Below are 12,549 nucleotides of genomic sequence, written 5' to 3'. Positions count from 1 at the left end.
GTCTTTAGGTTATCATTCAATCAAAAAACAAACTAGTGAGAAACGTTGTCCTGGTCATCCTGGCCCTATTCTTTATTTATTCCGCTCAAGCACAAGATTCTACTGAAGTCATCATCAAGAAAAAATATACGACCAAACCCTTGGGTGATTATGCCGCACCAACAATCAACGGTATTTTGGAAGAGGAAGTTTGGAACCAGGTAGATTGGGGCGGGGATTATATTGAATGGCAGCCCGACGAAAATACCCCACCTACCCATCAGACCAAATTTAAGATTCTATATGATAGTAAAAACTTATATATAGGGGTCCGATGCTACGATACTGAACCCGACAAGATTGTAAGAAGATTGTCCAGAAGAGACGGTTTTGATGGGGATTGGGTCGAGTTCAACATAGATAGTTATTTCGATAAACGAACCGCTTTTTCCTTTACCATTACGGCAGCTGGTGTAAAAGGCGATGAGTTCATTTCCAATAATGGGAATAACTGGGACGATAGTTGGAACCCGATTTGGTATGCCAAGGCACATGTGGACGATGAGGGCTGGACAGCGGAGCTGCGAATTCCTTTAAGTCAACTGAAATTCGGAAGTGAGAAGGAGCAGGTGTGGGGCTTTCAATCAACAAGACGTTTTTTTAGAAACGAAGAGCGTTCGGTCTGGCAGCGTAAACCGGTAGATCAGCCTGGATGGGTAAGTGAATTTGGGGAATTACACGGGTTGAAAAACATAGAGCCTCAAAAACAGTTGGAGATTCAGCCCTACACTGTGGCAAAAACGGAGACTTATGAAGCGGAGGAAGGGAATCCTTTTCGGGACGGGAGCGAGAATGACATTACTGCGGGACTAGATGCCAAGATCGGAATAACCAACGACCTTACTTTGGATTTGACAGTTAATCCTGATTTTGGCCAAGTAGATGCCGATCCATCCGCGATTGCATTGGATGGGTTCCAGATTTTTTTTCAGGAACGCCGGCCATTTTTCGTGGAGAACAAAAACATCTTTGATTTTCGTGTATCACAGTCAGAAGCGGGAAACACCTTTGGTTCCGACAATATTTTTTATTCCCGTAGGATAGGTAGAAGTCCACAGGGTTATCCTGACACCTCTGATGGTGAGTTTGTGGACCAGCCCGATAACACACCGATCATTGGAGCGGCCAAGTTCAGTGGTAAAACAAAGGATGGCTGGGCCATTGGTGTATTGGAGAGTGTAACTGCCCGTAGAACGGCAACCATAATAAATGGTGGTGGGGATACTCGAAAGGAAATGGTGGAACCGCTTACAAATTATTTCGTGGGACGGCTGCAAAAGGATTTTAATCAAAGAAATTCCTATGTCGGTGGGATTTTCACGGCAACCAATCGCGAGCAAATCCCAGAACAACTCAGTTTTTTGCACGATGCAGCCTACACGGGAGGACTTGATTTTAAACACCAATGGGCTAACCGGGATTGGTATTTTGGTGGGAATTTTACCCTAAGTCATGTTCGTGGAAGCAAAGATGCGATCACCAATACCCAGCAATCCATTACACACCTATTCAATAGGGTTGATGCAGACCATGTGGCCGTGGATACCACAAGGACTTCGCTGACCGGGACCGGAGGCAATGTTCAAATCGGAAAAGTGGGGAATGGTCACTGGAAGTTCGAATCCGGAGCTACCTGGCGGTCACCGGAACTGGAACTTAACGATATTGGGTTTCAACGACAGGCCGATGATGTTCGACATTATACCTGGATCGGTTATCAAACCCTAAAACCAGACAGTACGTTTCGACGGGTGGGCATCAATTATAACCATTGGACGGCTTGGGATTTTCAGGGCAACCATAATTATTTGCAGTTTAATACCAATAGTTGGCAAAACTGGAAGGGCAACTGGAATACCAATATCGGTTTTAACTTTGCTCCCATAGAGTACTCCAATTTTGCACTAAGGGGCGGGCCAAGATTAAGGCAGTCCCCTTGGATGAGCTTTTGGAACAGTATCAACACCGACTACAGAAAAAAAATCCGATTCTCCTTTTTCCACAATGGAAGAAAAGCATTGGACAACTCCATTAAAACCTATTATATGGAAGGAGGGTTTGTCTATCAACCAATAAATGCCCTCCGGATTTCCGCTTTTCCGTCTTTACAGATCAATCACGATAAATTACAGTTCATTGATAACTTTGATGATGTTAATGGGACACCGCGCTACCTAAACGGAGAAATAAATCAACGGACCTTGAGTATGTCCTTTAGGCTCAATTATACCATTAATCCCAATCTTACGATTCAGTATTGGGGACAACCATTTATTTCGCGTGGACGATATTCCAACTTTAAACATATCGTAGATCCAGTGGCTAAGACTTTTGATGACCGTTTTGTACAATATACGGCTGATCAAACCAGCCTAGTAGATGGTAGTTATGCCATTGACGAAGACCTGGATGGTGTTACGGATTTTAGCTTTGACGACCCAGATTTTTCCTTTGTGCAGTTCCGTTCCAATTTGGTGATTCGATGGGAATACATACCAGGATCGGAAATATTTCTGGTCTGGTCACAGGATGTATCGCGAAGTGGGGACCCAACCAATGGACTTCTTTCCAGTTTGGGCGACAACATTTTTGGACAAAAGCCACAAAACATCTTTTTGGTCAAAGCTACTTATCGCTTTGTTTTGTAATTGTCACATCGAGCGCAGTCGAGATGTCTCAAATAAGAAATGTCAGCTATTCTTAAATTATTTTTGTGAGTGCCCTAACCAATGCTTGATTCGCCTCGGCATCACCAATGGTGATCCTAACTTTGCCAGGGGCGCCAAATTGTGAAACTGGTCGAACCATGATTCCTTCTCCCATCATTTTATCTGTGAACTCCATCTCGGGGAATGGTGGGTCAATGATGAAAAAGTTGGCTTGACTTGGCCAATATGTTATACCCAGCTCATCAAAGGCCTTGGCCATATAGGTTCTACCCTCCAAAACGGTCTTTACCGTTTCTTCAATAAATTCTGTGTCGTTCAAAGCTCCAATGGCTGCCTCAATCGACGTCAATGGCAGTAAAAAAGGTTTGTGGATCAAACGCACATAGTTGGCGATGGTCGGTGTGGTGTATCCATATCCAATACGCTGCCCTGCGAGACCATAGGTTTTGGAAAAACTGTTGAGTCCGACCACATTGTGACCTTCCAAGACATAAGGCAGTGCAGTTACATAATCCTCGGCATCCGCAAAATGGCGGTACACTTCATCAAACACCACAAGGATGTTTTTTGGAACACGGGCCATAAAGTCGTCCATCACGGATTTTGGAATGTAAGTTCCAGTAGGGTTGTTGGGACTGGTCAAGAAAATGACCTTGGTCTTTTCGTTGATTGCATTTAAAATACCTTCCACATCCAAATCGTAGTTGGGTGCCAAAAGTGGGATATCTACCTGATGGGCACCATACCATCTCGAAAAAACGGAATAGGGCAGGAAGCAAGGGTTGGAGAAAATCACTTCATCGCCTTCGTTGATAAAAGCCCGAAGCAGCATATCGATTACCTCCGAGCCACTATTACCGCACAAGAATTGGTCGGTGGTCAATTGGTCATCAAAATCTTTAACCAGTGCCTCCCGTAATCGAATATCCGTCTGGTCGGGATAGATGTCGATCTTGTCCAGGGCCGTTTTCATGGCTTCAATGGCCTTGGGCGATGCCCCCAAAGGATTTTCGTTGGAGGATAGTTTGTATATTTTCTTATCTGTTGGGGGAATATTCTTTCCGCCTTTGTATACTTCTTTGGGCACCAAATGGGCCTTGAAAATGGATTCTATATTTTTTTTCATTTTGTATGTCAGCTTCTATAAACTTTCACCATATAACAAAAGAGCCATCGCCTTTTCTGTATCACCATCTTCTAAAACTTGTTTAGCCAAGGTATGGAGTTCAGTTTTGGTGTTATCTTGTACTCCTACGGTCTCAACAATCGTTTTGATATCTTCTGAAGAAGGTAATTGTTCCAAGTTTCCCAATCGCCCCAAATTGTTACCTGTCAGAACATCACTCTCCCGAATACCCTGCGGCAAAGCATCTACGCCTATGCCATGGGTCCGGATAGGTTTTGGAATCTCGAACAAGGATTCTTTAATGGCTCGGATGTACCAATTGCCGCCCATTCGACCAACCAAATCCAATTTTTCGGTATCCAATACATCATCGGTCAAGTACTCATCGTTGATATGAATCATATCCACTTGGGCGATGATCAAGTTTCCTGCGCCTGGAATTTGTCCCAATTCAACCACTTCCAAAACACGGCACTCAAATGAAACAGGAGCTTCACCTACACGTGGCGGTTTTACTTTTAAGCTAGGTACTTGAGTAAAGCCTGCTTTTACGAATTCGTTCACTCCTTTGTCGTACGCCGTGCTTGATAGTGACATTTGCTCCGCCATTTGGTGGTTCACCACATTGATGACCACTTCGGGTACTTCCACCACATTTTGATGGGTATGCTTTAAAGAGTTGTCCCTTCCGCTTCTCGTGGGAGAAAACACCATTACCGGTGGGTTGGAACTAAATACATTAAAGAAACTGTAAGGGCTCAGATTTACATTTCCTTCTGAATCTACCGTACTTGCAAAGCAAATGGGTCTTGGTGCCACAGCGGTCGATAAAATGCTGTACAGTTCCGGTTGCGGTATGGTGGTCGGGTCTAAGGTCTTGATCATTTAGATTGATTTATTTTGTCATATCGAGCGCAGTCGAGATATGGTTGAAATTAAATTCAGATGACATTTCGACTGCGCTCAATGTGACACCTGAAACTATATTTATTCTTTAGCAGGTAACACTTTGGTGGTCACTTCACCAAATCCGACCCTAATATCGTCTTTTTGAGCGTAACCTTTCATGGTCACCGTATCGCCATCTTCAATAAATTTCCGTTCGCTGCCATCTTTTAGTTTGATGGATTTTGTACCTCCCCAAGATAATTCCAACATAGAACCAAAACTGTTTTCTTCTTTGCCCGAAATCGTTCCGGAGGCCATCATATCCCCAATGTTGATGTTGCAACCGTTTACTGTATGATGCGCCAATTGCTGGGTCATGTTCCAGTACATGTGTTTAAAGTTGCTAAAACAGACAGAGGTTTCTTCGCCCTGTTCTGGTTTGATCTCCACTTCTAGGCTGATATCATAATTCTTTTCACCTTCATATTTTAGATAGGGCAATACTTCAGGTTCTTGTTCGGGGCCCTTAATTTTGAAAGGTTCCAAGGCTTCCAAGGTCACCACCCATGGAGAAATAGACGATGCAAAATTCTTGGCCAAGAATGGACCCAGGGGCACATATTCCCACTTTTGAATATCGCGTGCCGACCAATCGTTGAACAGTACCAGTCCGAAAATATAATCCTCAGCATCTTTTGTGGAAACGGATTCACCTAATTGGGTGTCCTTGCCGCAGATAAAGCCCATTTCCAGTTCAAAATCCAAACGTTTTGTTGGGCCAAATACAGGCGACTCAGCACCATTGGGCATGGTCTGTCCCTTGGGTCGATGAATAGGTTGTCCGCTCACAATAATGGAACTTGCCCTTCCATGATACCCCACGGGAATATGTTTCCAATTCGGTAGAAGAGCATTTTCGGGGTCACGGAACATTTTGCCAACATTGGTGGCATGCTCCAAACTGGAATAAAAATCTGTATAGTCCCCGACCGCTACGGGCATGTGCATCTGGGCATCGGACTGCTTTACGAAAAGTTCTGGCTTTCCGGCTAAAACGGAATTATCGTCTTTCAACCAATATTGAATCTTTTTTCGAACTCGTGCAGTGATTTCTTTCCCGAGGGAAATGAAATCGTTCAGGGTATCTTTTTCCAGCAATGCCGTATTGAAGTCGAACACATCCAACTCGGCCACAGCGGCCAAATCCAAAATGTATTCGCCGACAGCAACACCTACTCGTGGACTTCTGTCCTGTGTGGAAAAAATCCCGAAAGGAATATTGTGAATTGAAAAATCTGAGTTCTTAGGTATCTCAATAATCATTTAAAATTGAATTTGTCAGCTCTAGCGCAGTTGATAGCGATACAAAGCCTTCTTTTCTCGACTGCGCTCGAAATGACAGAAGACAATAACGAATTCATTTTACTCCAACCAAGATTTATAATATTTGCCGTCATCAATTTTAAGAGCATTCTCTGTTACTTGAAGTGGCTTAAAGGTATCGATCATCACTGCGAGTTCTTCCGTTCCTTTTTTGCCTATACTGGCCTCATAGGTGCCAGGATGAGGTCCGTGCGGAATACCTGCCGGGTGTAGGGAAATATAACCGGGACCTATACCTGTCCGACTCATAAAATCACCATCTACGTAATATAAAACTTCATCAGAATCAATGTTGGAGTGATTGTAGGGTGCAGGTATAGCTTTTGGGTGATAATCGTACAACCTTGGACAGAAGGAACAAACTACAAAAGCACCTGTCTCAAAAGTTTGGTGCACCGGTGGCGGTTGGTGTACGCGACCTGTTATCGGTTCAAAATTATGAATGGAAAAACCATATGGATAATTGTAGCCATCCCATCCGACTACATCAAAAGGATGTGTGGCATAGACCAGTTGGTGCAACATGCCCTGTTTTTTGATTTTCATCAAAAACTCACCCTTTTCATCAAATGTCTCTAGGTCTTGTGGCAATTTATAGTCGCGCTCACAGAAAGGGGAGTGCTCCAGTAGTTGCCCAAACCAGTTGCGATAACGCTTCGGCGTATATATCGGGTGAAAGGATTCGGCATACAGTATGCGGTTGTCCTCGGTGTCAAATTCAATTTGATAGATCATCCCACGGGGAATGATGAGGTAATCCCCATACTCAAAAGGAATGTTCCCCAAAAAGGTTTTCAGGGTTCCCGATCCTTTATGGATAAAGAGCATTTCGTCGGCATCGGCATTTTTGTAAAAATAGTCCGTAACGGATTTTTTGGGTGCTGCCAATCCTACATGAACATCGTTGTTCACCAATAGCGGCTCTCTAGCTTCCAAGAAGTCATCTTTTGGGGCAACATCGAAACCGATGAATTTTCTGCTGGCAATGTTTTTTTCAACTGCAATTTTTGGACTCACGTCCAAGGCTTTTCCTATTTCCTTTACCTGTGTGGGTCGGTGTACGTGATAAGATAGTGAAGACATGCCGTCAAAACCGATTGTCCCGAAAAGTTGCTCGTAATAGAGTCCTCCATCAGGTTTCTCGAATTGAGTGTGTCGTTTTTGTGGGATTCTCCCGAGTTTATGATAGATAGGCATTGCTTGGTGTTTTAAGTGATGAATTTAAATATCGGGTGCAGAATTACACCCGATATTTTACTCTCTTAAATTACAATTTTTAATGCAATGTGCCGCGCAGCTCTTGTTCACGCTCTATGGCTTCGAACAGGGCCTTAAAGTTTCCTTTTCCAAACGATTGCGCTCCTTTTCTTTGTATGATTTCGAAGAACATCGTAGGTCTGGGCTCCACTGGCTTGGTGAAGATTTGTAATAAATAGCCTTCATCATCACGGTCCACCAAAATGCCCAACTCTTTCAATGGGGCTATGTCCTCGTCTATTTCACCAACACGGTCGGTAACCGCATCATAATAGGTGGCAGGTACTCTCAAGAATTCTACTCCGCGACTTCTAAGATCGCGAACGGTTTTGATAATATCGTCCGTAGCCACGGCAATATGCTGAACGCCTTCGTCCTCATAAAAGTCCAAGTATTCTTCCACTTGTGATTTTTTCTGACCCTCGGCAGGTTCGTTGATCGGGAATTTGATTCTTCCGTTGCCATTGCTCATCACCTTGCTCATCAAGGCGGTGTATTCCGTTGAAATATCCTTGTCGTCAAAAGATAGGATGTTCTTGAATCCCAAAACATCTTCATAGAATTTCACCCAGTGGTTCATTTTGTTCCAACCGACATTGCCGACCATATGGTCCACAAATTTTAGACCGGTAGGTTCTGGATTATAGTCGGGCGTTTCCCATTTCTTAAAACCGGGAAGGAATGTTCCATTGTAATCTTTGCGTTCCACAAAAATATGTACGGTTTCACCATAAGTATAAATTCCGGCACGGACCACCTTACCGTCTTTATCTTCTTCAACCCGAGGTTCCATATACGATGTGGCGCCGCGTTCCATGGCGTTGTTGTAGGCTATGGTGGCATCATCGACCCAAAGGGCGACAACTTTTACCCCATCACCGTGCTTATCTATATGTTTGCCAATTTCCGTACCGCTTTTTAGGGGGGAGGTAAGTACCAGACGAATTTTATCCTGTACTACTACATAGCTCTCACGGTCTTTTAATCCTGTTTCCAAGCCGGCTTGCGCGTAGGATTGAAATCCAAAGGCCGCTTTATAGTAATGGGCCGCTTGCTTGGAATTGCCCACATATAGTTCAACGTAATCGGTTCCGTTGATGGGCATAAAATCTTCTGTGGTATTGTTTCCTTTTGGAAGTGTTGATGTATCCATGGTTTCTATTTTATGATTGTTCAGCTTTATTTTGTTGCATCAACAACAAAAATAATAATTTTGCGATACCAACTGGGTTTTATAGGTTGAAAATTGAGTTAAAATTGATGTGTTGCCTGATTGTTGGCCTTTGAAAAATTATGAATCCCTATTTTTGTGGCTATTCTTTAAAAAATGCTCAGTCGTATAGATGAAATACAAGGAATGGGGTTCCACCTTGATTTGGTGCTCCGGAAGATTCAAAAGGCCTATTTGCGCAAGTTTGACGAACTAGGTGTGGATACGACCATTGAGCAATGGGTGATACTTTACCAAATACATCAATTGGGAGATGATGCCAGTCAGCGGGATATTGTTAACGAGAATTTCCGTAATAGGGCTACAACATCTAGGGTAATCGGCGGACTTGAGCGCAAAGGTTGGATTTCCAAGACCCGTTTTGATGGTGATCAGAAGCGATTTAAATTGGAGCTGACACCAAAGGGACAGGAGATTCTGGATATTACACTTCCCAGCGCAATGGCCCTGCGCCGGCTGGCCGTAAAAAATGTGGAGTCCTCCGAATTTGAGACCTTTTTAAAGGTGTTGGACAAAATCGGGGATAATTATGAAACCGATCAGCCCCAATAGTCGAACATGAGTTTGGTGATTGTCGCCAATCCTATCAGAAGAATAAAAATCAGACTGAGTTTACGAAACTTTTCCTGAGGGATATAATGCAGTATTCTTTTGCCCAAATAAGTACCGACCAATCCGATAGCGAACAAAAAGGGCAAATAGGTCAATTCTTGATTACCGATATAGCCATTCTCATAGTAAACAAACGTTCGAGAGAAATCGATCATAAAATCTATAAAGGCAGAGGTTGCAATAAATGCACTTTTTTCAAGGTTGAATGCGGCCATGGTAAGTCCGCGTATTGCTCCACCCGTGCCCAAGAGTCCTGCGGAAAACCCGGATAATGCCCCGCCCAGAATAGAGTTCTTTTTATTGGGAAGCACAATGATCTCACTTTTAATCAGGAATAGTAGACTAAATACAACCAGAAAAACCCCGAGTACAATTTCAAGGGAATTGCTGTTGACTATTTTTGAAAGAAAGCCTCCCACGATAACAAATACTACAGATGGAACCCCGATGTAGAGCAGTAACCTTTTGTCCAGGCCTTTTTTAAACAGAAAAATTTTACTGATGTTACTGGAAAGGTGGAATATGGCGGTCATTCCAAGTACCGAATAAAAGTCAAAATAGAAGTTGCCAATGGGTACAAAGAACACCGAAGAGCCGAAACCACCAATGGTGCCAATGATCTCCGCAACCAAGGCCAATAATAAAAAAATATAGTTCACTTTCATGGGCAGGAAAGATACGTTGGTAAGTGTTATCAATATTGGTTTTGTGTCATTTTACCTTAAATAATTCTTAAAATGGATGTTCTGGGTTAATTCAGCATATAAACTGGACAATCCAATGGACGTGAGGGTAGGAAAACCACCGCAACTTTGTACCTGTATAACTTTAGATATACAATTGCTATGAAAAAGACAAGATTTTATCCAACGATATGGTCTACAGCTCCTTATGCCCCTTCTGTAATGGCAGGATGGTATGGTGCTGAGACCCAAGAAACCGAATTGATATTGAGAAATGAGCCCGCTACGGCGCTCAGGGTTTCAGAAATGTCATTGAACATTACCAAGCTCTCTGCCATAGATGAGCACGGTGAAGAACATTTTATAATAGATTTTCCTGGTCAGAACCCAGTTACCCTTAAGGGAATCTCCTCTGGAAACTTTATCCGTTCCAAGAGCGTACTTTCCCTGCCAGAGGGTAAATACTCCTCACTACGTTTTTATATGGCAGGTTGGGGGAACCAGTTTATTTACCAGGATGGGGTGGCGGAATCCGCCAATTCGTTCGAGCGTTTGGATTTTCAAATTGAGAATGGTTTTGAGGTGGAGAAAAGCAAAGCCCCCGAAGTTAAATTGTGGTTTGACTTTGCTCCCTACCAGTGGAAGCGACACTTTAAACCGCTTACGGATTTGTTTATTGGGAGCAAAAGTCAAAAACCACGATTGGCCAATATGTTTGGCAATTGATTATTATGCTATGAAAAGGAATGAAAAAGGCACCGTTCGGTGCCTTTTTTAATTTTAGGAATTTAGCTGCTGCTCTCCGCTCAATCGCTTCAACTTGTCCAAAACCTCATATACCGAAAAGCTTCTAGCAAAGCGATACATTTCCCTGTCGTCCGCTTTAATGATTACAACCGGCAGGGTAAATACCATGGATTGTCCCGTAAACTCCACTTCCTCCTCCACATCCACAACACGGATGTTTACTTTGGGAAAGTTTTCCTGTACCGCTTCCAGTAGTTTTGGCTTTAAGACCTTGCAGACTCCGCAGGTCTTGCCCGTAAAATAAATCAGTTGAATCATTTATAGAAATTAATAATCTGAATATTCGGTAGGGTAGAGGAACCACATATCTATATGGGATATATTATTCTCATACTTGGGCATGGAAATCAGTTCTTTCCATTCCGGGGAATTTACAAAATCATCCCAATGCTCGTTTCTAGTGTCCATATCGGCATGGGTGGTCATGTACATAAGGTTGGGCATGTTGGCACCCGAAATCACCTCCCCATAAAATACGGCCTGAAAGTCCAAGCGGTCAAAAAGTGGTATTTCGCCACCGGCATTGAACATGTCGACCTTGTTGCGATAGTATTTTTCAGAGGAAGATTCATAGCTACGCAGTTCATATACTCGTTCGGATCTTGGGCTGTCCAATTCGGGAGCCTCCATTTGAGGCATATCGGGAAAGGCTTGTAATAGGATGGATTCAATACGATCATAGGACGGGTTGTCATAATTCGCATCGATATAAGTGGCACCTGCGTCAATATATGTTGAGTCTTTTAGAAGCTGGTTTTCCAATGTTTGGAATTGTCCTAAACTCTCGAAGGGTAGCAGAACAAAGGTTTTTTGGACCGTATCGGTATCGGAGGGGCGTGATTTGAACACCCCGACTTTGTCGATACCCTGTTTTTTAACGGCTGGCATAAATGCATTCTTAAGATATGCATCCACTGTGGCCACTTGCTCTTCAGAGCTCAAGGAGTAGATTTTGAGTTGATAAAATTCCCTTTGGACTTCTGTAGTTTTGGGTGTTTCGGTAGTTTCCTTGGTTTCTGGGTTTGGATTGCCGCAGCTCGCTATGGCCAGTACGACCGAAAGCATAGTTAGTTTGATAATTTTCATGTTGTGCAGTTGATTTTGATGTGGGTAATTGATGTTGTCTGAAAAACGACATCTCAAGATAGGCATTTAATTGGGTAATGCTTTGAGCTATTTTATTTAAGTATGTTATTCCCTAATGTTTTCTTTTAATTCGCTCCAGAGCTGCTCTTTATTTTTTTCAAAATATTCCATCTTCAATTTCGAAAGATTTTCTTTGTATTTGAAGAATTCTTGATCCAGTTTGTTCAATGCATTTTGCAATTCGCTATTGCCATAAAATTCGGAAACATCGATAATCTTGTGCAATGTTTTTGAACTGATTCTTTTATTCAAGTTCTCGGTGCTTTCATTATGTTTGAAAAGGGTTTCAACTGCATTTAATAAGAGTTGATAGTTGTGTGTAGCTCCAATCAAATCTAGGGCTTCAAGTGTTTCATCCACATATCTGCCTGAAGAATTGGTGAAAAATTGTAGATAACCTCCATTATTGACCTCCATTTCCAATTCGTTAATTAAAAAAACAATTTGAAGAGGTTTGGGCATGTTTTTATAAGAGGCATCACTATAATTGTCGGCTTTCCTTAATTTTTGTGTATAATAATAAAGTATTTCCTCCCTTTCTTCCGGATTGGCATTATCAAATATTTCCTTGTTTAGTTTGGCAAATCTAACTCTATAATCCCACTCGGTTTTAGGTGTTGTTTTTTGGGGAGCTCCAAAATCTACCAATCGTGGGACCAGATATTTCAGGAAAACAATGATGGCGATAAATATGGCTAGCTTCACTAC

At 42.6% G+C, this 12,549-nt stretch carries 12 protein-coding genes; 3 read left to right on the top strand and 9 right to left on the bottom strand.

The genetic code is table 11. The features are described from left to right. Window positions 1-35: 35 nt before the first annotated feature. Window positions 36-2,687: a DUF5916 domain-containing protein gene (locus PY091_RS09965; RefSeq protein ID WP_275649520.1), complete on the top strand. Its 2,652-nt coding sequence runs from the start codon at window positions 36-38 to the stop codon at window positions 2,685-2,687. Window positions 2,688-2,739: 52 nt separating this feature from the next. On the opposite strand, the gene PY091_RS09960 is transcribed toward PY091_RS09965, so the two are convergent. The 5 genes from PY091_RS09960 to hppD form a co-directional block, all read right to left on the bottom strand. Next, window positions 2,740-3,834 (bottom strand): pyridoxal phosphate-dependent aminotransferase, encoded by a 1,095-nt coding sequence (locus PY091_RS09960; RefSeq protein ID WP_275649519.1) that lies wholly within the window; start codon window positions 3,832-3,834, stop codon window positions 2,740-2,742. Between the two features lie 15 nt (window positions 3,835-3,849). Continuing rightward, entirely contained in the window at window positions 3,850-4,719 is an 870-nt protein-coding gene (locus tag PY091_RS09955; protein ID WP_275649518.1) for a flavin reductase family protein, read from the bottom strand. A gap of 102 nt (window positions 4,720-4,821) precedes the next feature. Continuing rightward, window positions 4,822-6,045 (bottom strand): fumarylacetoacetase, encoded by a 1,224-nt coding sequence (gene fahA, locus PY091_RS09950; RefSeq protein ID WP_275649517.1) that lies wholly within the window; start codon window positions 6,043-6,045, stop codon window positions 4,822-4,824. A gap of 99 nt (window positions 6,046-6,144) precedes the next feature. After that, window positions 6,145-7,302 (bottom strand): homogentisate 1,2-dioxygenase, encoded by a 1,158-nt coding sequence (locus PY091_RS09945; RefSeq protein ID WP_275649516.1) that lies wholly within the window; start codon window positions 7,300-7,302, stop codon window positions 6,145-6,147. A gap of 79 nt (window positions 7,303-7,381) precedes the next feature. Beyond that, the gene (gene hppD / locus PY091_RS09940) at window positions 7,382-8,515 is read right to left on the bottom strand and encodes a 4-hydroxyphenylpyruvate dioxygenase (RefSeq protein WP_275649515.1); all 1,134 of its coding nucleotides are present in this window, start codon (window positions 8,513-8,515) and stop codon (window positions 7,382-7,384) included. A gap of 174 nt (window positions 8,516-8,689) precedes the next feature. Here hppD and PY091_RS09935 point away from each other — a divergent pair, with 174 nt between their 5' ends. After that, entirely contained in the window at window positions 8,690-9,145 is a 456-nt protein-coding gene (locus PY091_RS09935; RefSeq protein ID WP_275649514.1) for a MarR family winged helix-turn-helix transcriptional regulator, read from the top strand. Here PY091_RS09935 and PY091_RS09930 read toward each other — a convergent pair. After that, window positions 9,133-9,870, bottom strand: a complete 738-nt coding sequence (locus tag PY091_RS09930) for a sulfite exporter TauE/SafE family protein (RefSeq protein WP_275649904.1) — start codon at window positions 9,868-9,870, stop codon at window positions 9,133-9,135. The two genes, PY091_RS09935 and PY091_RS09930, sit on opposite strands and share 13 nt — an antisense overlap. Before the next feature lie 180 nt (window positions 9,871-10,050). On the opposite strand from PY091_RS09930, the gene PY091_RS09925 reads away from it, so the two are divergent. Next, the gene (locus tag PY091_RS09925; RefSeq protein ID WP_275649513.1) at window positions 10,051-10,614 is read left to right on the top strand and encodes a hypothetical protein; all 564 of its coding nucleotides are present in this window, start codon (window positions 10,051-10,053) and stop codon (window positions 10,612-10,614) included. Between the two features lie 54 nt (window positions 10,615-10,668). On the opposite strand, the gene PY091_RS09920 is transcribed toward PY091_RS09925, so the two are convergent. From PY091_RS09920 to PY091_RS09910, 3 genes are all read right to left on the bottom strand, one after another. Beyond that, on the bottom strand, window positions 10,669-10,953 hold the full coding sequence (locus PY091_RS09920) for a thioredoxin domain-containing protein (protein WP_275649512.1): 285 nt from the start codon (window positions 10,951-10,953) through the stop codon (window positions 10,669-10,671). A gap of 9 nt (window positions 10,954-10,962) precedes the next feature. Then, window positions 10,963-11,781 (bottom strand): NIPSNAP family protein, encoded by an 819-nt coding sequence (locus tag PY091_RS09915; protein ID WP_275649511.1) that lies wholly within the window; start codon window positions 11,779-11,781, stop codon window positions 10,963-10,965. Window positions 11,782-11,886: 105 nt separating this feature from the next. Further along, window positions 11,887-12,546, bottom strand: coding sequence for a DMP19 family protein (locus tag PY091_RS09910; protein WP_275649510.1), 660 nt, complete (start codon window positions 12,544-12,546; stop codon window positions 11,887-11,889). Between the last annotated feature and the right edge of the window lie 3 nt (window positions 12,547-12,549).

Source organism: Flagellimonas okinawensis, assembly GCF_029194005.1.
GTDB lineage: Bacteria > Bacteroidota > Bacteroidia > Flavobacteriales > Flavobacteriaceae > Flagellimonas > Flagellimonas okinawensis.
This window is presented reverse-complemented; position numbering and strand designations above follow the sequence as displayed.

What these genes read in the sequence shown, in the direction of transcription:
- PY091_RS09960 (WP_275649519.1), bottom strand. Translation starts at nt 3,834, where the DNA reads ATGAAAAAAAATATAGAATCCATTTTCAAGGCCCATTTGGTGCCCAAA.
- PY091_RS09955 (WP_275649518.1), bottom strand. Translation starts at nt 4,719, where the DNA reads ATGATCAAGACCTTAGACCCGACCACCATACCGCAACCGGAACTGTAC.
- fahA (WP_275649517.1), bottom strand. Translation starts at nt 6,045, where the DNA reads ATGATTATTGAGATACCTAAGAACTCAGATTTTTCAATTCACAATATT.
- PY091_RS09945 (WP_275649516.1), bottom strand. Translation starts at nt 7,302, where the DNA reads ATGCCTATCTATCATAAACTCGGGAGAATCCCACAAAAACGACACACT.
- hppD (WP_275649515.1), bottom strand. Translation starts at nt 8,515, where the DNA reads ATGGATACATCAACACTTCCAAAAGGAAACAATACCACAGAAGATTTT.
- PY091_RS09935 (WP_275649514.1), top strand. Translation starts at nt 8,690, where the DNA reads ATGCTCAGTCGTATAGATGAAATACAAGGAATGGGGTTCCACCTTGAT.
- PY091_RS09930 (WP_275649904.1), bottom strand. Translation starts at nt 9,870, where the DNA reads ATGAAAGTGAACTATATTTTTTTATTATTGGCCTTGGTTGCGGAGATC.
- PY091_RS09925 (WP_275649513.1), top strand. Translation starts at nt 10,051, where the DNA reads ATGAAAAAGACAAGATTTTATCCAACGATATGGTCTACAGCTCCTTAT.
- PY091_RS09920 (WP_275649512.1), bottom strand. Translation starts at nt 10,953, where the DNA reads ATGATTCAACTGATTTATTTTACGGGCAAGACCTGCGGAGTCTGCAAG.
- PY091_RS09915 (WP_275649511.1), bottom strand. Translation starts at nt 11,781, where the DNA reads ATGAAAATTATCAAACTAACTATGCTTTCGGTCGTACTGGCCATAGCG.